The sequence below is a fragment of the Paenibacillus sp. JCM 9796 genome (assembly GCF_055379675.1).
On sequence record NZ_AP043723.1, the window covers coordinates 4,367,208 to 4,393,057 of the forward strand.

General features: G+C 51.8%; 22 protein-coding genes. All 22 read left to right on the plus strand.

The annotated features are described in order from the left end of the window. Positions 1-30: 30 nt before the first annotated feature. The 22 genes from ACZ439_RS21015 (at position 31) to ACZ439_RS21120 (ending at position 25,827) form a co-directional block, all read left to right on the plus strand. A complete protein-coding gene (locus ACZ439_RS21015) occupies positions 31-1,074 on the plus strand; it encodes a zinc-dependent alcohol dehydrogenase (RefSeq protein WP_054796751.1) in 1,044 nt (347 codons plus the stop codon). Between the two features lie 28 nt (positions 1,075-1,102). Then, positions 1,103-2,146, plus strand: a complete 1,044-nt coding sequence (locus tag ACZ439_RS21020; RefSeq protein ID WP_054799509.1) for a zinc-dependent alcohol dehydrogenase — start codon at positions 1,103-1,105, stop codon at positions 2,144-2,146. A gap of 44 nt (positions 2,147-2,190) precedes the next feature. After that, on the plus strand, positions 2,191-3,231 hold the full coding sequence (locus ACZ439_RS21025; protein WP_464621152.1) for a substrate-binding domain-containing protein: 1,041 nt from the start codon (positions 2,191-2,193) through the stop codon (positions 3,229-3,231). A gap of 47 nt (positions 3,232-3,278) precedes the next feature. Then, entirely contained in the window at positions 3,279-4,769 is a 1,491-nt protein-coding gene (locus ACZ439_RS21030; protein ID WP_054796753.1) for a sugar ABC transporter ATP-binding protein, read from the plus strand. Positions 4,770-4,773: 4 nt separating this feature from the next. Then, on the plus strand, positions 4,774-5,766 hold the full coding sequence (locus ACZ439_RS21035; RefSeq protein ID WP_464620133.1) for an ABC transporter permease: 993 nt from the start codon (positions 4,774-4,776) through the stop codon (positions 5,764-5,766). Positions 5,767-5,807: 41 nt separating this feature from the next. Continuing rightward, positions 5,808-7,253, plus strand: coding sequence for an aldehyde dehydrogenase family protein (locus tag ACZ439_RS21040; protein WP_464620134.1), 1,446 nt, complete (start codon positions 5,808-5,810; stop codon positions 7,251-7,253). A 34-nt stretch (positions 7,254-7,287) separates the two neighbouring features. Continuing rightward, positions 7,288-8,448 (plus strand): iron-containing alcohol dehydrogenase, encoded by a 1,161-nt coding sequence (locus ACZ439_RS21045; protein ID WP_464620135.1) that lies wholly within the window; start codon positions 7,288-7,290, stop codon positions 8,446-8,448. Between the two features lie 91 nt (positions 8,449-8,539). Continuing rightward, a complete protein-coding gene (locus ACZ439_RS21050; protein WP_464620136.1) occupies positions 8,540-10,000 on the plus strand; it encodes an aldehyde dehydrogenase family protein in 1,461 nt (486 codons plus the stop codon). Between the two features lie 61 nt (positions 10,001-10,061). Continuing rightward, on the plus strand, positions 10,062-11,120 hold the full coding sequence (locus ACZ439_RS21055) for a zinc-dependent alcohol dehydrogenase family protein (RefSeq protein WP_464620137.1): 1,059 nt from the start codon (positions 10,062-10,064) through the stop codon (positions 11,118-11,120). A gap of 32 nt (positions 11,121-11,152) precedes the next feature. Continuing rightward, positions 11,153-12,478: a substrate-binding domain-containing protein gene (locus tag ACZ439_RS21060; protein ID WP_464620138.1), complete on the plus strand. Its 1,326-nt coding sequence runs from the start codon at positions 11,153-11,155 to the stop codon at positions 12,476-12,478. Positions 12,479-12,563: 85 nt separating this feature from the next. Further along, positions 12,564-14,060: a sugar ABC transporter ATP-binding protein gene (locus tag ACZ439_RS21065; protein ID WP_464620139.1), complete on the plus strand. Its 1,497-nt coding sequence runs from the start codon at positions 12,564-12,566 to the stop codon at positions 14,058-14,060. Between the two features lies 1 nt (position 14,061). Next, positions 14,062-15,102, plus strand: a complete 1,041-nt coding sequence (locus ACZ439_RS21070) for an ABC transporter permease (RefSeq protein ID WP_464620140.1) — start codon at positions 14,062-14,064, stop codon at positions 15,100-15,102. Positions 15,103-15,125: 23 nt separating this feature from the next. After that, complete coding sequence (locus tag ACZ439_RS21075; protein WP_464620141.1) at positions 15,126-16,085, plus strand: NADP-dependent oxidoreductase; 960 nt, start codon at positions 15,126-15,128, stop codon at positions 16,083-16,085. A gap of 2 nt (positions 16,086-16,087) precedes the next feature. Next, positions 16,088-17,116, plus strand: a complete 1,029-nt coding sequence (locus tag ACZ439_RS21080; protein ID WP_464620142.1) for a zinc-dependent alcohol dehydrogenase — start codon at positions 16,088-16,090, stop codon at positions 17,114-17,116. 14 nt (positions 17,117-17,130) lie between these two features. Further along, positions 17,131-17,886, plus strand: a complete 756-nt coding sequence (locus ACZ439_RS21085) for an SDR family NAD(P)-dependent oxidoreductase (protein ID WP_054796764.1) — start codon at positions 17,131-17,133, stop codon at positions 17,884-17,886. Positions 17,887-17,902: 16 nt separating this feature from the next. Beyond that, the gene (locus ACZ439_RS21090) at positions 17,903-18,934 is read left to right on the plus strand and encodes a zinc-dependent alcohol dehydrogenase (RefSeq protein ID WP_464620143.1); all 1,032 of its coding nucleotides are present in this window, start codon (positions 17,903-17,905) and stop codon (positions 18,932-18,934) included. 137 nt (positions 18,935-19,071) lie between these two features. After that, a complete protein-coding gene (locus ACZ439_RS21095; RefSeq protein WP_054796766.1) occupies positions 19,072-19,929 on the plus strand; it encodes a transketolase in 858 nt (285 codons plus the stop codon). Continuing rightward, positions 19,926-20,891 (plus strand): transketolase family protein, encoded by a 966-nt coding sequence (locus tag ACZ439_RS21100; protein ID WP_054796767.1) that lies wholly within the window; start codon positions 19,926-19,928, stop codon positions 20,889-20,891. Before ACZ439_RS21095 ends, ACZ439_RS21100 begins: the two co-directional genes overlap by 4 nt. A gap of 31 nt (positions 20,892-20,922) precedes the next feature. Beyond that, a complete protein-coding gene (locus ACZ439_RS21105; protein WP_464620144.1) occupies positions 20,923-22,368 on the plus strand; it encodes an aldehyde dehydrogenase family protein in 1,446 nt (481 codons plus the stop codon). 40 nt (positions 22,369-22,408) lie between these two features. Further along, positions 22,409-23,812 carry an NAD-dependent malic enzyme gene (locus tag ACZ439_RS21110; protein WP_464620145.1) on the plus strand — a complete coding sequence of 468 codons (1,404 nt, stop codon included), beginning with the start codon at positions 22,409-22,411 and terminating at the stop codon, positions 23,810-23,812. Between the two features lie 129 nt (positions 23,813-23,941). After that, positions 23,942-24,886, plus strand: a complete 945-nt coding sequence (locus ACZ439_RS21115; protein ID WP_464620146.1) for a phosphotriesterase family protein — start codon at positions 23,942-23,944, stop codon at positions 24,884-24,886. Between the two features lie 14 nt (positions 24,887-24,900). Continuing rightward, a complete protein-coding gene (locus ACZ439_RS21120) occupies positions 24,901-25,827 on the plus strand; it encodes a phosphoglycerate dehydrogenase (RefSeq protein WP_054796769.1) in 927 nt (308 codons plus the stop codon). The last annotated feature ends 23 nt before the right edge of the window (positions 25,828-25,850 follow it).

The window sequence follows — 25,850 nt, forward strand, 5'->3', positions numbered from 1 at the left end:
TATATTTTCATACATCTACGGAGGGATTATATGTTAGCTGTAGTGAAGACAAAATCAGGACCTGGGAACGTCGAGCTGTTGGAGGTGCAGGAGCCTGCAGTCGGTGCCGATTCGGTCAAAATTGAAGTCAAATACGCAGGCATTTGCGGCACGGATCTTCATATATATCACGATTCGTACAAAAGCAACCCGCCCGTCATTCTCGGTCATGAGTTTTCAGGGATTGTCGTTGAAGCGGGCGAACGGGTAACCCGCCTGAAGGTTGGCGATCGTGTGACAGCGCTTCCATCGACGGCCGTTACATGCGGTTCCTGTGAGCATTGCCGCACAGGGAATTATATGTTCTGCACGGAACGGAAATCGCTCGGATCGGGAGTTAACGGTGCTTTCACGAAGTATGTTGCTGCCAGAGAAGATATGGTATACCGCATTCCTGACCATTTGTCGTTGGAAGAAGCGGCTTTGACCGAGCCGCTGGCCTGCGCTGTGAAAGCGATCGAGGAATTGACCCCTATCCATATTGGCGATACCGTACTGCTCTCGGGTCCTGGGCCGATCGGCTTGATATGCTTGTCGCTTCTGGCGATGAAAGGCTGCAAAATTATCGTAGCCGGAACGACGGCAGATGCATCCAGGTTAACCATAGCCAAGGAATTGGGAGCCGATGTTATCGTCAATGTCAGTGAAGAGGACTTGCATGAAGTTGTCGGCAGGGAGACCGGCGGCAAAGGCGTTGACGTTGCGGTAGAATGTGCGGGAGCAGGGCCTTCCGTCGCGAGTTGCTTACGGGAGGTGAAAAAGCGAGGGAAATATATTCAGGTCGGAATCGTAGGCAAGGAGATCGCGATCGACTATGACGTCATTTTGTATAAGCAGCTTCAAGTTGTTGCCTCCTACGCACATTCGATTGAAACCTGGGATCGCGTCATGAACATTTGGAACCAAAACAAAATTCGTTTGCAGCCGGTCATTACCTATAAGCTTCCCATTCGTAGATGGAAAGAAGCATTCGAGATTTGCGAGCGCAAAATCGGCGGGAAAGTGCTGCTGTCCTACGACGATTCTCCCGAATGATTCCCGAACTAAGAGAGGTGCAAATCGAATGAAAAGCCTGATTGTAGACAAGAACGGAACTCCTGACGTCCGCGACATCGCTAAACCGACTTTCGGCGAATATCAGGCGCTAGTGAAAATGGTGAGCTGCGGCATCTGCCGGGGAACGGATTTGAAGCTGATTCACGGGGAGTTTAAAGGCTTCGAAACCTATCCTGCTGCGCTCGGTCACGAAGGAGTCGGCCGTGTAGTCGAAAAAGGCTCGAAGGCACGCCATCTGAATGTGGGCGATCTCGTCCTGCTGCCTTTTCTGGAGGGCTCAACCGATGGAGTGCATTCCGGGTGGGGAGCGTTTTCCGAGTATGCCGTCGTGGGGGACGTCAAGTCGCTGCTTGAAGACGGCAAAGGTCCAGGCGCTCCGGAGTTCTCGGAAGCGTATTACGCCCAGCAGGTGCTACCGCCCGATATCGATATCAGATCCGCGCCGATGATCGTGACGCTTCGCGAAGTGCTAGGTGCCTGCAAGAGGTTCGGTGTCCGGCCAAATGCAAGCGTTATCGTGTTCGGTGCAGGCCCCGTAGGCTTAACCTTTATGAAATTTGCAAAGCTGCTTGGCATGGGGCCGGTTATTGCATCGGTCACGAGCGATGCCCGCATCGAGGAAGCGCTGCAGGCAGGTGCCGATTATGCGTTTAACAGCAAGACATGCGATATTGTTGCCGAAGTGAGGAACGTTTGCAAGGACGGTGTCGATTTCGCCATAGATGCGGTCGGCAAAAATGAAATTATCAATCAAAGCATGGAATTGATCGCCCCATACGGACATATTTGCGTCTACGGGATTTCGCCGGAAACCGATATGAGGCTCGATTGGAGCAAAGCGCCGTATAACTGGCACTTGGATTTCAATCAATGGCCCTCCAAGCTGGAGGAAGCGGAATGCCACCGTCAGGTGATGAACTGGATCGAATGCGGCGTTCTGAAGCCGGAGACGTTCGTCACGACCGTTTTTAGTTTCGATCGTGTGCTGGAGGCGTTCGACCTGATCGGCCGAAACAGCAGCTTGAAGAAGACGGTCATTACTTTCGAGTAAACTTTATCAAGTATATACAAAAGGGGTGTTCAAACGTGAGAAAAATGAAAAAAGCAATGACGGCTGTAACGGCAATGGGACTTATCATGTTTGCGATGACGGGTTGCAAAATGGTGACTTCATCGTCGGAAGCCGGCAAAGCAGCGCCGGCGGCGTCAACCGAACAAAAGCCGGCAGTCAAGAAAGACCGTAAATCAATCAAAATCGGCTATTCCCAATTTACATTAGGCGCGCCTTATTTCGTTGCTTTGGTCGATTCAGCCAAAAAGACGGCGGAAGAAATGGGCGTCCAGTTCGTGTCCATCGACGGGCAGGATAACATCAATAAACAACTTGCCGACGTAGACGATTTGCTGGCCAAAAATATCGACGTCCTTCTTATGGATCCGAAGGATCCTCAAGCGTCCGTTCCCGCTACGAAAGCCGCAACGAAAGCGGGGGTTCCGGTCATTATCGTCGACAGCTCCATCGATCCGTCCGCCGATTTCGTTACGACAATCCAATCCAACAATTTGGCAAACGGCGAGCTGGTGGGCGAATGGCTGGCGAAGCAAATGAAAGGCAAGGACATCAAGATGGCGCTGCTCAGCGGCGCTCAAGGCAATCCGGTCGGCAAAGAACGGCGCCAAGGCGTCATTCGCGGCTTGACCGAAACCCAGATCAGCATGTCTGGCGGCTCCAGATTTGAAATCGTCGCCCAAGGCTGGGGCAATTGGGGCAATGAAGGCGGCTTGAAGGCGACGGAAGATATATTAACCGCTCACCCGGATATCAACGTATTGGTCACGGAAAACGACAGTATGGCCCTCGGCGCCATGAAAGCGATTCAAGCCGCAGGCAAGAAAGACGACATTCTGATCGTTGCCGCCGCAGATGGGCAGAAAGAAGCGCTGCAGCTGATCAAATCCGGCGACTATGGCGTTACCGGGATGAACAATCCCGCATTGATCGGGAAAATGGCCGTAGAGACGGCTGTCAAACTGCTCGAGGAGGGCGGTTCGTTCCCGAAAATTACGTACACGCCGCCGGTAGCGATTACGAAAGAAAACGTGGATAAATATTATGATCCGAACGCCCAGTTTTAAGTGGATGGATCGGAGTATCCCAGGCAGGTGTAAGGGAGGGATCGCGTATGGCCTCGGATGATGTCATCGAAATGCACAACATCAGGAAATCGTTCGGCGGTCTGCAGGCGCTCAAGGACGTTTCCTTCTCGCTAAAGCGCGGGGAAATTCACGCTCTTGTCGGAGAGAACGGGGCGGGAAAATCGACGTTGATGAAAATTTTGTCCGGCGTTTATCAAAGCGACTGCGGCGTTATCCGCATGGACGGCAAACCGGTTTCGATCGGCAATCCGCACATCGGACGGGAGCTAGGGATCGGCATCATTTACCAGGAGTTCTCGCTCGCTCCCGATCTTACGGTTGCGGAGAACATCTATATGTCCCAGCTGAGAGAGAAGGGGCATTTGGTTCGTTGGAAGAAGCTGTTTCGGGAAGCCGACGCGCTGCTCGAAAGTCTCGGCTTCCCTCTGGACTCCCGAACGCCAGCAGGTCGTTTAAGCGTAGCCTACCAGCAGGTCGTAGAGATCGCCAAGGCATTGTCCAGGCAAACCAAAGTGCTTATTCTGGATGAGCCTACAGCGGTGCTTGCTCCTAGCGAAGCGGAAAAATTGTTCAAGGTACTTGTCCGATTGAAGGAGCAGGGGGTCAGCATCGTTTACATCTCTCACCGCATGGATGAAATTTATCGGCTTTCGGACCGGATTACGGTGTTTAAGGACGGTACCAAGGTAGATACGGTGCTGCCATCGGAAGTCGGCCACGATGACTTGATCCGGATGATGATCGGCAGAAACCTGGAAGCGTTCTATCCCGAACGGAATACGGTACCGGGTGAAGTGATTTTACAGGTGGATGGTTTGAATTCCGGCAGTAGAGTCAACCAGTGCACGTTCAATTTGCGCGCAGGCGAGATTGTTGGCATAGCTGGCTTGATGGGCAGCGGCAGAACCGAGCTTGCTCAGGCGTTGTTCGGAATCGATCCGAAAGACGGGGGCAGCGTGATACTGCGCGGAAAGCCGGTTCATGCCAAATCGCCCAAACAAGCGGTTAGGCTGGGCATCGCTCTCGTCCCGGAAAGCCGGAAAGAGCATGGGGTTCTGTTAGACATGTCCGTTACGGACAACATCAATCTTCCGAATATGGCAAGCATTTCCGGACCTTTCGGAACGCTTCGCCAGAAGAAGGAAGCCCGGGTAGCACAAGGTCTAATTGAGAAATTGCGCATTAAGACGAAGTCGATCGATACGAAAGTCGGCCATTTGAGCGGCGGCAATCAGCAGAAAGTAGCGATCGCCAAATGGTATACGGCAGACTGCAGCGTCGTGATATTTGATGAACCGACCCGGGGAGTCGATGTCGGCGCTAAAGTGGAAATTTACAATTTAATGAACGAACTGGCGGCTCAGGGCAAGGGGGTCCTTATGATATCCTCGGATATGATGGAAGTGATCGGTATGTGCGACCGGGTGCTGGTCATGAGAAACGGATCCATTCAAACCGGCCTGAACAAACAGGAACTGTCGGAAGAAAACATCATGCGTCACGCGATAGGAGGGTAGCGCCATGAGCAGCTATAGCGCAGAAGCGAAGACGAAAAGGCGTCTGCTGCCTTCTTCGGCTGCCGGACATAAGGTTCTCGGTTGGTTTCAGAAATATAATACGGTGCTCGTCTTGCTTGTTTTGCTGGTGGTCTCCAGTATGATTTCGGATGTGTTCTTCACCGAACGAAATCTACTGAACTTGTTGCGTCAGTTGTCCGGAATCGGCATCATTAGTATGGGAGTGCTGTTGGTCATCTTGATCGGCGGCATCGACCTGTCGGTCGGATCCATATTGGCGCTGGGAAGCGTACTCTGTGCCTATTTTTTATCGTCCCAATCATGGCCGCTTCCTGTCGCCCTTGCCGTGACCATCGCGGTCGGGGCTTTGACCGGATGCTTATCGGGATATTTGGTGGCGGGCAGGCGAATCGCCTCCTTTATTGCCACACTTGCTATGATGACGATCGCACGAGGGCTGTCGTACATGATCTCCAAAGGGGCGCCGGTCAGCACCAACAACTCGATTCTGACAGACTATATCGGCAACGGCTTTATGTTCGGTATCCCGATTCCGGCGATTCTGATGATCATCGTCTTCGCTTTCACCGTGTTCCTGCTTAGGTTTACGGTTGCGGGACGAATGATTACGGCAATCGGGAGCAACGAGGCTGCAGTTACGTATTCCGGTGTACGAACGGCACCCTACAAACTGCTCGTATTCACAATTTCCGGCGCGTTTGCGGCGCTCGCGGGTATTATCAGCACGGCGAGGACGGGTGTCGGTTCGCCGCTGGTAGGCATCGGCATCGAGCTCGACGCCATTGCAGCCGTAGTCGTAGGGGGAGCCAGTCTGAGCGGCGGAAGAGGAACCGCACTCAATACGCTCATCGGCGTACTGATTATCGGCATGATCGGCAACATCATGAATTTGCTCGATGTACCGGCATATCCGCAACAGGTGATTAAAGGTATTATTATTATCATTGCCGTCATGCTGCAGGGAGTAAGGCGATAAAGCCGGTAACACGAAAAATAAGGAAAAGGAGCTTGTGAACGATGGAAATGTATATGAATGGAACTTGGAGAGCGAGCCGGAACGGGAAAGTAACCGAGGTATTGAATCCGACTACGAAGCAAGTGATCGATACGGTACCTTCCGCTACAGAGGAAGATGTGGAAGAAACGCTGCAAGCGGCCCAAAGCGCAAAAAAAGGGTGGGCCCGCACGCCGCTTTGGAAGAGAGAAGAAATCATCCTTCGCTTTTCTGATCGGGTATTGGAAAATAAAGAATGCCTCTCTGCGTTGTTGAGTCAGGAAGTCGGCAAACCGATCGCGCAATCGGAAGCGGAGATCGAAACGGTCGCACGGCTGTTCCGCAATTTTGTCGGGCAAGCCAAAACGCTTCATGGACTCAACATTCCGCTGGATATGCAGGCGGGAGTAGAGAACGACATTTATTTGACGCGGAAAGAGCCGATAGGCGTGATCGTCGGTATCGTACCCTTTAATTTTCCTGCAGAGCTATTTTCCCAGAAGGTTGCTCCTGCGCTGGCCATGGGCAACGTCGTCATTATCAAGCCTGCCAATGTAGCGCCGCTGACGATATTGGAGTTGACCAAGCTGCTTTATGAAGCGGGCTTGCCGGACAACGTGCTGCAGACGATTACCGGATCGGGCCGGGTTGTCGGCGAGATGCTGGCGCAAAGTCCGTTAGTCAACGGAATCAGCTTGACGGGAAGCACGGAAACCGGAATCAGAACCGCAATCAATGCGGCAAAGCATCTAAGCCGCGTGAAGCTGGAGCTGGGCGGCAACGATCCTCTGATCGTTTTTGACGATGCCGATCTGGAACTCGCCGTCGAACAGACGGTATTCGGCAGAACCTTGATGAATGGTCAAACTTGTTGCGCCAATAAACGAATGATCGTTCATCGTTCCAAGGTCAGCGATTTTACCGACTTATTGACGGCCCGCTTGCAGCGCATTCAGCATGGCGATCCGCTGCAGCGGCATGTAGGGATCGGTCCGTTAATCGACGAAGAAGCGCTGCATACCGTTCACAGTCAAGTTCAAACTACGATAAAACAAGGTGCGAAAGCGGTCTTGGGTGCGGAAATCGTTGACAATACCTGGTATTTGCCTACGGTCCTGACAAACGTCGCTCCGTCTTTCGAGGTAGCGCGGGACTTGGAAATATTCGGCCCCGTATTTCCGATCATTTCGTTCGAAACGGACGAGGAAGCTATCGCGATCGCCAATAGCTCGTGCTACGGCTTGAACGCTTCCGTGTTTACCAGGGATATCAACCGCGCCATGAACGCGTCTTACCAAATCGAATCGGGCATTGTCGCTGTGAACAATACCGGCACGTACAGGCCGGACGTGGCATTCTTCGGAGGCTACAAGATGAGCGGTCTCGGTAGGGAAGGACTCATCGGCGCGCTTGAAGAAGTGACTCAAACCAAAAGCGTAGCCATACGAAACGGTTTGAAATTGTATTGAACGAAAGCGGTAACGGAAGAGAGGAGAAAGTGCAATGTTTACTTGCTTCATGCCGAAAGTGGAGTTCGGAGCGGGCAAGGTTGGCCGCATCGCAGACTACGTTCAGGGAATGGGGAAGAAAGCGGCGATCGCCATCGATCCGTTCATGCATTCGCAAGGCATGGGGGATCGGATTGCTTCCGAATTGAGAAAAGTTTCTGTCGACAGCCTCATTATCTCCGACATTGAGCCGAATCCAAGCTGCTTCAAGATCGACGAAGCCGCACGTCTGGCAGGATCCGAACATTGCGATTTCGTCATTGCAGTCGGCGGAGGCAGCGCGATCGACTTCGGTAAGGGCTTGGCCGTCATGGTGAAGGGTCAAGGCTCTTCCTGGGACTACACGCAGCGAAACGACCATGAAGTGCGGTGGCCCGGATACGATACGCTGCCGCTTATCGCCATCCCGACCACCTCGGGTACAGGTTCGGAAGCGACCCCGTTCTCCGTACTGAACAACCCGGTGCTGAAGGAGAAGAGCACAATTGTCAGCGAACGGATATTTCCTAAGCTGGCGATCGTCGATCCGGAGCTGACGATGTCGATGCCTGCCAAAATTACGGCGTCCACCGGCTTCGATGCGTTCGCCCATGCGCTGGAAGCATTTATCAGCGTGAGAGCGAATCCGTTTACGGATATGGTGAGCAGAGAGGCGATGAGCCTGGCTGTAAGAAATCTTCCCGAAGCCGTAGCCAGCGGCGGAAACATCAAGGCAAGGAACAACATGGCCTGGGCGAGCACGCTTGCCGGAGCCGCGATCGCGCAGATCGGAGTCGCTTTGCCCCACGCCTTGGCTCAGCCTGTAGGCGGCATGTTCGGTGTTCCACATGGCGACAGCATTGCGGCGTGCATGGTCAACGTATTGGAAGCGAGCTGGCAAGCGGATCTTGAGAAATTCGCCGAAATTTCGTCGATTATCGATCCGTCGGTCAACACGCTAAGCTTGCGGCAAAGAGCGGAGAAATGCTCGGAGCTCGTCGGGAGACTGTTGTCGGATATCCATCTTCATGTCAACTATTCGTCCTTCGGCATGACGGAAAACGATATTGAAAAAGCGACGGCCATTGCACTGACAGGTTATTATTTCGATATCGAATGCCATCCCAAAAAAGTGACCGCGGAAGAAATCAAACAAATTTATAAGGCATGCTTATAATCATTTACAACAGGAGCCTTCATCGAAACCAATGTGGAGGCTCTCTTTTATTCACAGAATCTAATCGATTAGATTTAGGAGGGGATAAGCAATGCACATGTATATTTGCGGTGAATGGATTGATAACGAAGATCGGCAAGTTATCGCTGTAACAAACCCTGCAACGAAAGAGACGATCGATACTGTGCCGCACGCGAACCGGGTAGATGTCGAAAATGCATTGCACGCTGCGGCAAAAGCCAAGACGGGGTGGGCCCGTACGCCTGTCTGGAAGCGGGCAGAAATTCTGATCGAATTTTCAAAGCGAGTGACGGAAAACGCCGAAAGTCTGGCTACCCTGTTGAGTCAAGAAGCGGGCAAACCTATCGCTCAGGCCAGAATGGAAATCCAAGCCGTATCCCGGTTATTCCGTTCCTTTGCCGAACAAGCCAAATCCTTATACGGCCTGAACCTGCCGTTGGATCATCAAGCGGGGGTCGAGAACGATATTTATATAACTAGAAAAGAACCTTTGGGTGTCGTCGTATGCATCATTCCGTTTAACTTTCCAGCCGAGCTTTTTGCCCAAAAGGTGGCTCCTGTGATGGCAACGGGAAACGTCGCCATCGTAAAACCGCCCGAGGATGATCCGTTGACGATTCTCCAATTGACGAAGCTGCTTTACGAAGCCGGACTTCCCGAAAATGTATTGCAGATTGTTCCGGGGACGGGACCGACGGTCGGACAAATGCTGAGTTCAAGCCCGCTTGTCAATGGCATCAGTTTTACAGGAAGCACGGCGGCAGGCATCAAAGTTGCCGAACAAGCAGCCAAACATTTAAGCCGCATCAAGTTGGAGCTCGGAGGAAATGACCCGCTGATTGTTTGCGAAGATGCCGATATTGAACTGGCAGTGGAGCAAACCGTTCTCGGCCGTCTATGGAATAACGGGCAAGTATGTTGTGCCAATAAGAGAATGCTGGTGCACCGATCAAAAATTAACGATTTTACTGATTTGCTGCTAGCGAAATTGAGCGAAGTTACCTATGGGGATCCTTTGAATGAACAGGTTCGCTTGGGTCCGCTCATTCATGAAAGGGCTTTACAAACCGTTCACGAACAAGTCCAAATGACGAAGAGCCAAGGGGCACAGATCGCGCTTGGAGGGGAAATCGCCGATCATGCGTACTATCTGCCCACTGTGCTGACGAAAGTAGATTCCACGTTCGAGGTAGCAAGGGACATGGAAATATTCGGCCCCGTATTTCCGATTATTCCGTTTTCAACGGATGAAGAAGCGGTTGGGATTGCCAATCGTTCTATCTATGGCTTGAATGCATCCGTGTTTACCCAAAATATCAATCGTGCCGTGAATATAGGGTATCAGATCGAATCCGGCACGGTGGTTATTAATCATACGGGCAACTACCGTCCTGATTATACATTTTTTGGCGGCTACAAGATGAGCGGTTTAGGTCGGGAGGGGCTAATCGGGGCGCTTGAAGAAGCGACGCAAATCAAAAGTGTTGCCATTCGCAACGGAGTGGCCATTTATTTACCGGCTAGCGATTGAGCGTTCTCGTTTTCGGAAATGTATGCGGTTACACCAAACTTAATTATAGAAGGGAAAGTGAATGTACATGAAAGCGATGGTTCTGACGGAAATTAGAAAGCCTTTGGAAGTCATGGAAATGCCCGATCCGACTTTAACTCCCCACGGGGTCATTGTTCGCGTCGAAGCGAACGGCATTTGCCGAAGCGACTGGCATGCATGGATGGGGGACTGGAACTGGTTTGGCGTGAATTTGGAATTGCCGCACGTGCTGGGACATGAATTTTGCGGTGTCATTGAAGAGGTGGGAAGCGAGGTCAGAAGCTTCAAAAAAGGCGACAGGGTGATCGTGCCGTTCAGTCAAGGCGACGGTACATGCGAGCACTGCAAAAGCGGGCACCAAAACGTATGCGAAAATTATACATCACCGGGCTTCGATTACTGGGGAGGCTTCGGACGGTTTGTTCATGTGCCCAACGCCGAGCTCAATCTGGTCGCTCTCCCCGACAACATCCCATTTGTGGAGGCGGCCGCATTAGGATGCAGATTCATGACCTCATTTCATGGAATCGTGGATCAGGTCAAGGTAAGCCCGGGGGAATGGGTCGCCGTGCATGGTTGCGGCGGTATCGGACTTTCCGCTATTCATATCGCATCCGCCATCGGCGCCAAAGTGATCGCCGTAGACATTAATAACGAGTCCTTACAACTGGCAAAAGAGCTGGGAGCGGCCGTAACCATCAATGCCAAAGAAAAAGATGCGGTCGGGGAAATAACGGAACTAACGAAGGGCGGCGCTCATGTAGCGGTCGATGCTTTAGGTGTGAAAGCGACATGTCAAAATGCCGTTCACAGCTTACGTAAGAGAGGACGCCAGCTGCAAATCGGACTTACATCGCAAGATGAGCAAGGTTTGATTCCCATGCCGATCGACGTCATCGTTCAGAAAGAGCTTTCCATTGTCGGCTCGCTCGGCATGCAGGCGCATCGGTACGAGGCCATGCTTCAAATGGTGGAGAAGGGGATCTTGAATCCGGCTAAATTGGTCACCCGAACGGTAAGCCTGGAAGAAGCCGGCGGCGTTTTGATGTCCATGGGCGAATTCAAGACCGTTGGAGTTAACGTCGTCGATCGTTGGTAATCACATATCCATCATACCAGGGGGTCATGTTCATGAAGAAAACTGCATTCTTGAAGCTTGGATTGGCAATGTCACTTTCCCTTGCCGCTTTATCCGCGTGCGATCAACAGACTGCGCCGGCACCGAAAACCGTCCAGGGTACGCAGAAAGCCTCGGCTGACAGAAACACCGGTTATCCCGATATTTATCAATTGCTGCCTAAAACTTCGCTTTCCGGAGTAACGAATCCCAACATGGGAGATCGATCCAATATTAAAAAAGCGTTGCCTAAAACTCCGAAGGATCCGAAAAAAATTGTAATCGGCTGGTCTGAAATTACTCTTGATAATCCGTGGTTTGTGAATCTGATCGATAGCGCGAAAAAAATGGCGGAAAAATACGGCTATGAAGTGAAAGTGCAGGTTGCGGGAAGCAAACTCGAAAAGCAAAGCCAGGCCATCGATTCTTTTATTACCCAAGGCGTCGATATCCTTGTCGTCAATCCTACTGACGTATTGGGAGTTGCATCCGACATCAAGCATGCCGTGGAGGCGGGGATTCCCGTTATTGCTGTCGGAACGGCGCCGGACAGCTCGGCTCCAGTCATAACGACCATCAATCAGAGCTCTTATTCCAACGGTTTTGAAGCGGGGAAATACGTCGCCGAACAATACAAGAATGAGGATCCGATCAACGCCGCCTTAATCATTGGCGTTATGGGCAATGCCACTTCGGAAAGCCGCCTGAACGGAATGATTGGCGGGATCATTTACGGGCGCATGCAAAAGCTGGGAAAAACAATGTCCAAAGAAGAGGCAATGCTCAGAGGATATTATCTGTTTGAACAAATCAAGAAGAGCGGCAAGTTCGATGATCCCGAAACGAAATTTTCGGTGCTTGGAATCGGCACCGGGAATTGGACGGAGGAAGGCGGGCTCAAAGCTGCGGAAGATCTTCTTGCGGCCAATGCTTCCAAGCTGAACATTATTCTTGCAGACAACGATTTTATGGGGATGGGCGCTCTGAAAGCACTCGGCAATATTAACAAAAAAGGCGAAATCAAGGTGGCATGCTCTTCGGACGGGACCAGAGAGGCGCTAGAGCTCATCAAAAGCGGGGAATTGCTCGTTACCGGACCGTACAATTCCGCACAATTGGGTGTAGAAACGATTCAGTTGATTCATAAAATTTTTGCCGAAGGCTTTGATGCCAACAATATGCCGCTGGAGACCCACCTTCAGTCTGGTGCGATCACCAAGGACAATGTGGATCAATATTACGACCCGGATAAGTCGAATCCATTTTTCAAATATCAACCGATTGAGTTCAAGACAATCCCGGAAGTGCTCAAAGATCTAAAGGCGAAAACCGGATCTTAAAAATTTAGTATTGGTTCTGCCATAGGAGTCCAAGGCGCAATGAAGCGGGCTCTTATGGCGGAACTTAAGCAGGGAGGAGATGAACGTGAAAGACGGCAATTTGATCGAAATGTCGGGGATATGCAAAAGCTTTGGCGGACTTCGTGTACTCAATGAAGTGAATTTTAGCGCCAGAGAAGGAGAAGTACATTGTTTAATCGGAGAAAACGGCGCCGGCAAGTCGACCCTCATGAAAATTTTGTCCGGCGCTTACCAAAAAGATGAAGGCGAGATATGGATTAAAGGGAAGAAAGCAAACATCTCAAATCCGAGAGACGGTCTTCACTACGGCATTTCCGTCATCTATCAAGAGTTTGCCCTCGCCAAGCATTTGACGGTTGCAGAAAATATATTTATCGATAATCTAGGGAGCGGGAAGGCGTTCATCAATTGGCGAGAATTAAGGGCAAAAGCCGAAACGCTTCTGGAACAGCTGGGCTTTGCAGACATCGATGTGATGACTCCCGTTGCGGAGCTGCCCGTAGCCTATCAGCAGGTCGTGGAAATTTGCAAAGCTCTTTCGAGAAATTCAACCGTGCTTGTTTTGGATGAACCAACCGCCGTGCTTACTTCAAAGGAAGTAGAGAACTTGTTCCAGCTTATCGGTAAGCTCAAACAAAGCGGAGTTTGCATCATCTATATCTCCCACAGGCTTGAAGAGATCTTCAGAATATGCGACAGAATCACGGTCCTTAAGGACGGCAACAATGTGTGCACGGTGCATGTGAATGAGATCGACAAAACCGGATTGGTTAACTTGATGATCGGACGCGATTTGAACGAATTTTTTCCTGCCAGAAATGCGAATATTGGCGACGTCGTTTTGAAGGTGGAAGGCTTGACAGGCGGGAGCCGGTTTAAACAGATCAGTTTTGAAGTGAGAGCCGGCGAAGTTCTGGGAATTAGCGGGCTTGTCGGCGCCGGACGAACCGAGACGATGAGAGCGATATTCGGCGCGGATAAGAAGGATAGCGGGGAAGTGTACCTAAACGGCAAGCTGTTGGATATTAATAGTCCAAAACAGGCTGTAAGATGCGGAATCGCCATGCTGCCGGAAGACCGCAAAAATCAAGGGGTACTTTTGCAAATGTCCGTAAAAAACAACGCTACGCTGAATTCACTTGACGCTTTTACCAATTCGTTCGGATGGATACAGCGGCGCAAAGAAACATCCGCCGTGAACGATTGGGTCGGTAAGCTCGCCGTCAAGACCGCTTCGATAGAAACCCAAGTATCGAATTTATCCGGCGGCAACCAGCAGAAAGTGGCATTGATGAAATGGCTATCCATAGGGTGCAAAGTGTTGATTTTGGATGAACCGACCCGCGGCGTGGACGTAGGAGCAAAAGTCGAGATGTATAAAATTATAAATCAATTGGCGGAGGAGGGGAAAGCCATTATTATCGTGTCATCCGAAATGCCGGAAATTATCGGTATGTCCGATAGGGTGCTGGTGATGCGCGAAGGCGAAATCATGGGGGAGCTTTCCAAAGAGGAACTGACGGAACAAAACCTGATAAGGCTGTCAATGGGGGTATCCTGAAGTGAACAATGAACATGTAGAAATTCAAAATCACCAGGTCGACTACAGAACTAGAGCGGCCAAAAAGTTTGATGCCAAAGATTTTATAGTCAAATATAATGTTTTTTTCATACTCGCGGCATTGATCATATTGTCGAGCTTGTTGTCGGATGCCTTTTTCACCGCCCAAAATGTTTCCAATTTGTTGAGACAAAACGTCCCTTTGTTTCTCGTCAGTATCGGAATGCTGTTGGTTATTTTAACCGGCGGCATCGATTTGTCGGTAGGTTCCGTAGCGGCAGTTGGCAGCATGATGTTGAGTATATCGCTGACGAGCTGGGAATTTACCAGTGTCGGCGGATTAATCCTCGGAATAGCCATTTCCGTTCTTTTCGGCATGGCGCTTGGCTCCATAACCGGGCTGCTGGTCTCGTACAGCAGAATGTCTCCGTTTGTAACTTCGCTTGCGATGATGACCATGGCCCGCGGGCTCGCATTTATGATGACGAACGGACAGCCGGTCAGATTGCCGCTGGATCAGGCGTCTACCCAAATTGTGAATGATTTCGGCAATACGTTCATTCCGGTCATCGGCATCCCTTGGCCGATCCTGTTAGGTGCCGTTGTAGTGGCATTGTTCTATTTGCTCATGAAATATACAGCCTTCGGACGTCTGATCGTCGCAACGGGAAGCAACGAAACGGCGGTTCTTCTGGCCGGCATCAATGTGAAAAAATATAAATTTTTAGTCTACGCCATATGCGGTTTGTTAAGTGCGGTAGCCGGTCTGGTGGCCACCTCCCGCTCCAGCGTCGGCGTGCCGGTGACCGGAATAGGCCTGGAACTGGATGCCATTGCTGCCTGCGTAATTGGCGGAGCGAGCCTCGTCGGCGGAAAAGGGAGCGTTATCCATACGGTCATCGGTGTATTAATTCTAGCGCTGATCAGCAATATTATGAATCTCTTGAGCATACCCGACTACCCTCAGCAAGTCATCAAGGGAGTCATCATTATCGGAAGCATTTTCCTGCAAAGTGTAAGCAGCAAGAAAGCGGCAGTGTAATTGTTTCGAAAGGAGAGGCATCGATGAAAGGGATAGGCATACGGAGATACGGCGGGCTGGAGGCGTTGGAAGAGATCGTTGTTCCGACTCCTGATATTGCCGAAGATGAAATCTTGATTGAAGTCAAGGCGGCAGCCATAAACCCGGTCGATTGGAAAATTCGGGAGGGATATCTTCAAAAGGCGATTCCTTATCGCCTGCCGTTAATTTTAGGATGGGATTTCGCGGGCATTGCCAAGGAGGTTGGGGCAAGCGTAACGGCATTCAAAGTCGGCGACAAAGTATATAGCAGGCCGGATATCCATTTGCACGGGAGCTACGCGGACGAAATTGTAGTGAAACAAAACCTCGTGTCGCATATGCCGAAAAATATCGGTTTTGCGGAAGCGGCATCCATCCCGCTGGTCGGCATAACTGCATGGCAGGCGCTGCAGGATTGCACCGGCTTGAAGGCGGGGGAGAGAGTGCTCATTCATGCCGGAGCCGGCGGCATCGGAACGGTGGCCATTCAAATTGCCAAAGCGCTTGGAGCTTTTGTTGCGGCAACGACCAGTACCGGCAATATTTCGTTTGTCAAAAGCATGGGTGCGGATTGTGTTATTGATTACACTTGTGAGGACTTTTCGGAGTTATTGACGGACTACGATGTTGTATTCGACACACTTGGCGGAGAGATATTATTGCAAAGCTACAAAGTGTTAAAAGATGGCGGCCATCTCGTTACGATTTTTGGCAGCCCGGATATGGAAATTCCTCGCAGCGGGCTGGCAGAGCAAAAAAGGATAAAAACAAGCTACGTATTTACGGAACCGAATGCCCAGCGGCTTGATCAATTAACGAAACTTATTGAGTCGGAACAGTTGAAGCCGGTTGTTACCAAACGGCTCCCGCTGACGCTGGAAGGCGTAAAGGAAGGCCACACATGGAGTCAAACGGAGCGGGTCAGAGGCAAGATTGTGCTTCAAAGAGAAGAAGGAGTATGAAGATGAGGGCTTTAGTGAAAACAGAGCGTCTGCGGGGGCATGTCGTATTACGCGAGGTGGAGCTCCCGAAGCCGCAAAAAGACGACGTTCTGATTCGAATCCACGCGGCTTCCGTGTGCGGCAGCGATCTTCATGCATACCGTTACGACCCGTCCTACAGCTTTATGGCTGTTCCTGTCATATTGGGCCATGAACTGTCGGGGATCGTCGAGGAGGTCGGCGAGGGAGTAACGGACGTCAAGCCGGGAGACAGGGTGATCGTCGAATCCAACGTATCGTGCGGTCGTTGTGCATATTGTTTGGCAGGAGATCACCATATTTGCGAACATTACCGGGTTCGAGGCCTGCATCTGGACGGCGGGTTCGCGGAATATATCTGCACAAAAGTGTATGACGTTCATCGAATCCGGGCTGATTTGGACTTGCTGCGCGCCGTTTGGACGGAACCGCTGGTTGTTGTCGTGCACGCGATAAAGGACCGCGCCCAAATTCGTGAAGGCGATTATGTCGCCGTCTTCGGCCCAGGTCCGATCGGTATCCTTGCCGCCCAAGTTATCCGCACGGTGGGGGCGGTTCCGGTAATTATCGGTCTCGGCAGCGATGAGGAAGCCAGGCTGCCGGCTGCCAGAGCATTAGGGATCCGTACGGTCAATCTGTCCAAACAGGCGATCGGTAAAGTTATGGGCGAATTGAAGTGCGGCGCTTTCGATTGTATCATCGATTGCTCAGGCAGCACAACAGCCATAGAGACTGGCATCAGCGTGTTGAAAAAAGGCGGGCAGTTGATACTTGTCGGTTTGTTTTCAGATTTATCTGCATTAGATCTTTCGACTATCGTTCGACGCGAAATTCGAATCGTGGGCAGCTATGCCTGCAAGAAACAAAATTATCAAACAGCGTTGGAACTGTTATCCTCGGGAGCTGTCGAAGTCGAATCGATCATGACGGTTTTCAGCTTGGAGCAGTTTGAGCGGGCTTTTGAGGATGCATTGGATAAGAAAATATTGAAACCGGTATTTTTAATGGAATAGGGAGGGGATTTGCATTGTTTGATTTGCATGGGAAAACGGCTCTGGTCACAGGAGGAGCGAGGGGAATCGGCCGCATGATCGCGGAGGCTCTCGCCGAAGCCGGCGCAGACATCGCCTTAACGAGCCGTACGGAGGAAGAACTTCGGAAAACCGCCAGTCATATCGAGTCCATGTCTAGAAAATGTTTGTATCAGGCGTGTGACATCCGCGATGCCGGAGCACTGAAACCGTTCGTGGACCGGGTTGCCGCAGAACAAAATGGAATCGATATCCTGGTGAATGCAGCGGGGTTAAACGTACGCAAAGGATTTTTGGATTTGACTGCCGATGACTGGGATTTGGTGCTGGACGTTAACTTGAAGAGCATGTTTGTCGTCAGTCAGCTGGTCATCCCTTACATGCAGCAAAAAGAAGCGGGCAAGATTATTAATATTTCGTCGTTGTCGAGCGAAGTCGGGTTTCACGGCTTTGCCGCTTACTGCGCAAGTAAAGGGGGAGTCAGACAGCTAACGAAGGCGATGGCCGTAGAATTCGCCAAGGACGGCATTCAAGTGAACGCAATAGGGCCGGGGTATTTTAAAACGAAAATGACAGGCCCCGCTTTTGAGGATGGCGACAAAGTCAAATGGATGATCGAGCGCACGCCGATGAGGCGCGTGGGAAATGAGCATGATTTGGGAGGAGCGGGCGTCTTCTTGGCCTCCTCGGCTTCCGATTATATGACCGGCCAGACGCTGTATATAGACGGTGGATGGCTGGCGAACGCGTGAGCGCGAGGAGGAGAACATGAAAGCATTGGTATACGAATTAAACGGAAAGCTCTCCGTCCTAGAGCGCGAAAAACCGGCGCCTAAACAAGGAGAGGCTCTGATCCGTGTATACAGGGCGGGCATTTGCGGATCGGATATCGTAGCTTGGCAAGGCGGTTTTAGTAGAATCGTCAATCCGGTCGTATTGGGGCATGAAATTGCCGGCGTCGTGGAAGGGGTCAACGCTACAGGGAATGCGAATGTTTCTCCGGGTGACAAAGTCGCAGTTGAGCCTTTGATTTCCTGCGGCGTGTGCGAACCGTGCAGGCAAGGGTACTACAATGTTTGCAGAAAACTTGGTTTGTACGGCTTGGATAAGGATGGCGGGTTTACTTCTTTTATATGCGTACCTGTAGAGAGGCTGCATCGAATTCCGGAGGGAATGTCGATGGACCGGGCGGCGTTTACCGAACCGACCGCGGTTGCCGTACATATGATCAGGCGCTCCGGGCTTTTATTCGGGCAAACGGCAGCCGTGTTCGGGGCCGGTCCTATAGGTATCTTGGTTGCATTAGTGGCGCAAAAAGCGGGAGCTTCGCGCGTTGTCGTCACGGACATCAATGAGCACCGCCTTAAGCTCGCAAAGAAGCTCGGATTCCATACTTTACATGCTGCACAAGAAAATTCCTCCGCACGTATGAAAGATTTCTTCGGAGCGGAGGGAGCGGATATCTCGTTTGAGCTTGCAGCCAGTCCGCATTCGTTGGCTGCGGCCGTCGAAGTCACCAAAGTAAGAGGCGTGATCGTTGCCGGGGGGATGTTCAAGCAAAGTCCCGTTATCGATTTGCAACAGGTGACGATGAAGGAACAGCATGTTTTGGGCACGAGAGTGTACACGTATTCCGATTTCCATGAGGCGCTTCGATTGCTGAACGATGCGGATTTCCCCGTGGAGGAATTGATTTCGAAAAGAATTCGGGTTGAAGAAGCGATCGAGCAAGGGTTTCAGGCGATAAAAAACGGGGAAGATCTGATGAAAGTGTTAATCCGTTTCAACGAATCACTCTAATCGGGCTATTCATTACTAGACAAAATTAGCAATTCGAGATATGATGAAGCTATCATCTAATCGATTAGATGAGTTCTAAAACAAAATCTAATCGATTAGATGGGCGTCTATATCTCACTTAAAAGGAGTGGCTGAACATGGAGCATCTGGAAATCGTGAATGAGCAAAAATTAATGAACATTGCCGCCGAGATCCGCCGGAACGTGGTGAAAACCGTGTATCACGCCGGAGCGGGGCATTTGGGCGGTCCTATGTCCGCAACGGACTTATTGACAGCGCTATATTTTGAAGTTATGAATATCGATCCGAAAAATCCTTCTTGGGAAAACAGAGACCGGTTTGTCCTTTCTAAAGGACATTCCGCGATTGCTTTATATTGCACGTTGGCAGAACGAGGCTATTTTCCGAAGGAAGAGCTGGATACGTTCGACGAAATCGATTCGCGCCTGCAGGCGCATCCGGATATGAAGCTGCTGCCGGGACTGGATATGTCGACCGGATCGCTGGGGCAGGGGATATCGGCGGCGGTAGGCATGGCGCTTGGGGCAAAATTGAAAGGAATGCCGTTCCGGACCTACTGCATGATCGGCGACGGCGAGGCGCAAGAGGGCCAAGTGTGGGAAGCGGCCGACGTTGCGGCGAAATACCGGCTCGACAATCTAACGGTCATTCTGGATTACAACCGCTTGCAGCAATATGGATGGGAAGGAACGGAAGGAAGAACGCGGGAAATCCCGGTTTTTAATCCCGCAGCCCGTTGGGAGGCTTTCGGCTTCCATGTCGTTTCGATCGACGGACATGATTTCAAGCAAATCATCAAAGCGCTGCACGACGCCAAACAGGCGAACGGCCGACCTACGATCATCGTGGCTCATACCGTCAAAGGCAAAGGGGTCAGCTATATGGAGAACAACTACTTATGGCATTCCAAGATCCCGACCGATCAGGAACTGGCTGTTGCTCTATCCGATCTTCAAGGAGGCAATGCACAATGAATCCATTGACGACATTTTCCCCACTCATTTCGATGAGAGACGCATTCGGCGACAAACTGCTTGAGTTATCGCAAAGCGATCCGCGCGTGTTCGCATTGGACGGCGATCTGGCGAACTCGACGAAACTGGATAAAGTGGCGGAGCGCAACAGCGGCAAATTTCTGCAAATGGGAATCGCCGAACAGAACATGCTGGGAACCGCCGCAGGCCTCGCTTCCGTCGGGCTTCAGCCGTGGGTATGCTCTTTTGCGGCTTTTATCGTAAAGCGGGCATTCGATCAAATTGTGGTAACTGTCGCACAGCCCCATATGGATGTCAAGATGATCGGCGCTTACAGCGGGTTGTTGAACGGCTGTACGGGAAAGACGCACCAATCCCTTGAAGATTTCGCGATGATGCGTACGCTGCCGGGAATGATTGTCTTGGCGCCGGCCGATTCGGTCGAGCTGCAGCAAATGATGGATTTCGCGAACCGGTACGACGGACCTGTCTATATCCGGGTGGCACGCGATTCGTATCCCGTATTGTTCGACGAAGCGAGCTACCGTTTCCAACTCGGGAAAGGCGTGATCATGAGGGTCGGAACCGACGTCACGATCGTGTCGACCGGCACCCAAACCGGCCGCTGTCTGGAGGCTGTCGAGCTGCTAAAGCAAAAAGGAATTTCGGCGGAGCTTCTTCACCTGCCGTCCGTCAAACCGATCGATGCCGAAGCGGTCATCGCTTCCGCCCGCAAAACGGGAGCGGTCGTGGCAGCTGAAGAGCACAGCATTTACGGAGGACTGGGGAGCGCCGTCGCGGAACTGCTTGGAGAGCATAACCCGGTTCCTTTGGAGCGGGTCGGAGTACAGGACCGAAATTCGGAATCAGGATCCAACAGCGCTCTGTTGAACAAATTCGGATTAACCGCAATGCATGTGGCGGAGAAGGCGTGCAAGGCCATTGCGAGAAAACATAAGTAAATAATATCCCTTATCGTAAGGAGGAGACGCTATGCCGGGTCATACCATTCATGCAGGATCGATCATTGATGGGGAAGAGCTCATCGGGGGCGGCCGCATTTCGCAAGAAGTACTAAATCCTTACACCGGTGAAGTCACGGGAACCGTCGAATACGCTACGACAGACGATCTGGAACTGGCGGTCGCGACAGCCGATCGTGTATTCCGCGATACGATGCGGCATCTCCCCGCCTACAAGCGGTCGGCGATATTGCGCAAAACCGCCGATCTGCTGGAATCGCGTACGGAGGAATTCGCTAAGAGCATCGTTCTTGAGGCAGGAAAACCGCTTCGCGATGCGCGGGGGGAGGTCGGACGCGCCGTCCAGGTGCTCCGTTTCGCTTCGGATGAAGCGAAATCGCTGGGCGGCGAGCTCGTTCCGATGGATGCCGCCGTCGGCGGGGAAAACAGGATCGGGATGGTGCGCCGCTACCCCTTAGGCGTCGTGGCTGCTATTACGCCTTTCAATTTTCCGTTGAATCTGGTGCTGCACAAGCTGGCGCCTGCGTTTGCGGCCGGTAACACGGTCGTATTGAAGCCTGCCGACAAAACGCCTTTGACAGCGCTCCGACTCACGCGCTTGTTCGAAGAAGCGGGACTGCCGAAAGGAGCGCTGAACATCGTTCTTGGCAGAGGCTCGTCCATCGGCGAGCCGCTCGTGAAAGATCCGCGGGTGGCCAAAATATCCTTTACGGGAAGTGTGCCGATCGGACTGAAGATCAAAGAATGGGCAGGGCTCAAGAAACTAACGCTCGAACTTGGCTCTAACGCTCCCAATTTGATTTTTGACGACGCCGATCTGTCTGTGGCGATACCCGCTTTAGTGCGAGGCGCGTTCGCCTATTCCGGGCAAGCCTGTATCTCGGTACAGCGAATCTATGTCCAGTCTTCCGTTTATGACGATTTTATTAACGAATACGTGAGAAGCGTAAAACAGCTGCGAATCGGAGATCCAATGTCGGAGACGACCGATATCGGTCCGATGATTAGCGAGGCGGAGGCTAAACGCGCAGAATTGTGGGTGAAGGATGCCGAGAGTCAGGGAGCGACCGTTCTAACGGGCGGGATAAGAATCGGAACGGTTCTCGAACCTACAGTGTTGGCCGATGTCAAGCCGCACATGAAAGTTGTCTGTCAGGAGGTTTTCGCGCCGATCGTGTCCGTCATCCCGTTCGAAACGGAAGAGGATGCCGTTCGTATGGCTAACGATTCGGACTTCGGACTTCAAGCGGGCGTTTTTACGACCAATATCAACCGTGCCTTGCGCCTGGCGGATCAGTTGGTTACCGGCGGCGTGTGGATTAATGAAATATCGACCTACCGCCAGGACAATCACCCTTATGGCGGCGTTAAATTAAGCGGTGTCGGTAAGGAAGGCGTGAAATACGCGATTCAGGAAATGATGGAAAGCAAGTTTATCGGGATCAACATTCTTTGATCGGAGCTTCGGCTCGTTCTTCGGCAAGGGGAGGTAGCTGGTGGGATATAACAGCATCATTTTTCGTTTGGAGATTAATCATGAAGTGAGCACTTTTGGGGAAGTGGCCAACTCCATCGGCAAGGCAGGGGGCGATATCGTATCGATCGATGTGATCAGGACCAGCAAAAGCGGTTCCGTACGCGATATTACGGTCCATGTGTCGGAACTCGGGGAAACAGCTGTCGCCGAAGCTCTGCAGCAGCTCGAAGGCGTAACCGTCGTCAACGTTTCCGACCGGACGTTTTTGGCACATTTGGGCGGTAAAATATCGATTCATCCGAATATGCCGATTAAAAACAGGGACGATTTATCGCGCGTCTATACTCCGGGCGTAGCCAAGGTTTGCAACTCGATCCATGAAGATCCGGGCAAGGCTTATTCGCTGACCATCAAGCGGAATACCGTGGCAGTCATATCGGACGGGACAGCGGTGCTCGGCCTGGGAGACATCGGTCCCCAGGCTGCCGCCCCGGTCATGGAGGGAAAGGCGATGCTGTTCAAACAGCTGGCAGGCGTCGACGCTTTTCCCATATGTTTGGATACGAAAGATACAGACGAGATTGTGCGCACTATCCTTCATATCAGTCCGATCTTTGGCGGCATTAACCTGGAAGACATCAGCTCTCCGCGCTGTTTCGAAATCGAAACGCAGTTGGCCGAGCGTCTGAATATTCCGGTATTCCACGACGATCAGCACGGTACGGCCATCGTGGTCCTTGCCGGTCTGCTGAATGCGTTGAAGCTGGTTGGAAAGCGAATCGATCAAGTTCGGGTCGTCGTTAGCGGCATCGGTGCAGCGGGCGTCGCGATTTGTAAAATGCTGCTGTCCGCGGGAGTAACCCAACTGATTCCGGTCGATCGGGAAGGTACGATCGTACGAGGCGGACATTACCCGCATCCGATGTGGCAATGGCTTGCCGATCAACCGCAGGTGGGCTGCGAGAAAACGGGTTTGAAGGAAGCTCTGCGGGGGGCGGACGTGTTTATCGGAGTGTCCAAGGGAGGGCTTCTCACAGCGGAAGATATCAAGCAAATGGCCCCCGACAATATCGTATTCGCAATGGCCAATCCCAAACCTGAAATCGATCCGGAGGAAGCGCGCCCCCATGTCCGCATTCTCGCAACAGGCAGGAGCGATTACCCGAATCAAATCAACAATGTGCTGGCGTTTCCGGGTATTTTCCGGGGGGCGCTTGACTGCAGAGCGAGCCAAATCAACGATCCGATGAAGTTGGCGGCTTCCCGGGCCATCGCTTCCGTCATTGCGGAGAGCGAATTGAACGAGCTGTATATTATCCCCAGTATTTTTAACGAACACGTTGTTCCAAAAGTAAGGCATGCAGTCATTGAAGCGGCGATTTGGACAGGGATGGCCAGGCGCGTACCGCCTGATTTCAGATGATAAACATGTAAGGATGTAATGACAACCTAATGAGATGATGACAAAATGACGTACCTGTGTTAATCTATCCGTGAAGGGACTACTTCAGCTTAGCGGAAAGGAGAATTCACTACGTTCATTCGTACGGTTTTGGGAGATATCCCTTCTACGGAGTTAGGATTTTGTCACAGTCACGAGCATCTGTTCATTGCAGAAGGCAAGCCGTCGCAGTTGAATCCGGTACTGCGCATCGACGATTTCGAGAAGACGAGCGAAGAGCTGCACCGCTTTTTCCGTCTAGGCGGAAGAGCTGTTATCGATGCGCAGCCGGTCGGCTGCGGCCGCATGGCGGATTTGCTGGCCGCGGCGTCCGAACAAACCGGCGTTCACATTATCGCGTCAACCGGATTTCATAAGGCAAGCTTCTATGAAAAGGATCATTGGTTGTTCCAGATGGACGAAGAGCGTCTTGCCCGGCTGTTCATCTCCGAAATTGAAGCAGGGATGTATGTCGGTGCGGACCGGAATTGGCCGGCGGAGCGTATAACCGCCAAAGCCGGACTGATCAAAACCGCCATCGATGAGGATCAGCCGGGTGCGCTATGTATCAAGCTGCTGAATGCGGCAGCTCTCGCTTCGCTGCAAACCGGCGTTCCGATTATGTGCCATACCGAGACTCACCGCCAAGGCATCGTCGTTGCCGAACATTTCATGAGGCTGGGAATCGCTCCCGATCAGTTGATCGTCTGCCATCTGGACCGGACGCTCGGAGATGACGGCGTTCACCGGGCTCTCGCTCAATCCGGCGTATATCTGGAATACGATACGATCGGCAGATATAAGTATCACGACGATGAGAGTGAGGCGGATTTGATCGTTCGGATGCTGGAGCGCGGCTACGGCAGGTCAATTTTGCTAGGGCTCGATACAACTCGCGCCAGACTGAAAAGCTACGGCGGTGAAATCGGACTTGATCACATGACGGCAAGTTTTATTCCGTTGCTGCGCGAGCGTGGAGTTTCGGAGTCCGCCATAGCGGATATGATGGTTCACAACCCGTCATTCGCATTTTCGCGTAAGATCAGGAAGAACTAGAGGGGGAAGCGCATATGGCTCACAAAGTATTGGTTACACCCCGATCGTTCGGCAAAGGGAATCCGCAACCGATCGACATGCTGAAGGAGAAAGGCTGCGAACTCGTATTGAATCCGTATGGACGCATTCTGAGCAAGCAAGAAATGATGGATTTGGTCGCAGAAGCGGATGCGCTCATCGTCGGCGTGGACCCGGTCGATCAAGAGGTGCTGGAGCATGCCCCGAAATTAAAAGTCATTTCGAAGTATGGCGTAGGAACGGATAATATCGATTTGAACTATGCACGGAGCAAAGGCATTCCGGTGACGGTAACGAACGGAGCCAATAAGGATGCTGTAGCCGACTACGCGATGGCGCTCATGCTTGCCGCCGCAAGAAGAATGATTCCGATCGATAAGGGCTGCAGGCAGTTGAATTGGACGAAGATTACCTCCGTCGACGTATGGGGGAAGACGCTCGGACTCGTCGGCATGGGGGCAATTGGCAAAGGCGTAGCCGCAAGGGCGCGCGGATTTAACATGAAGGTGCTGGCGTATGATTTATTTCGGGATGAAGCTTATGCGGCTGAGCATCAGATTGAATATGTGAGCTTGAAAGAGCTGTTAGAGCAATCCGATTTTGTCAGCCTGCATCTGCCGCTAACGGAGCAAACGCATCATTTGATCGGCGCGAAAGAGCTGGCAAGCATGAAAGAAACGGCTGTCATTGTCAACACGGCGAGAGGCGGACTGATTGACGAGCAGGCGCTTTTGCAAGCTCTGCGGGACAATCGGATTTGGGGCGCAGGCATCGATGTGTTTGAACAGGAGCCTCCGCAGGATCGCGGTTTTCTGGAGCTGGACAATCTGGTCATCGGCTCCCATTGCGCAGCTTCAACCTATCAAGCGGTCGAGAATATGGGCGTTATGGCTGCAGCGAATGTCCTGGAATATTTAAAGTAACCGTTACGGACCAAGGGGAATAG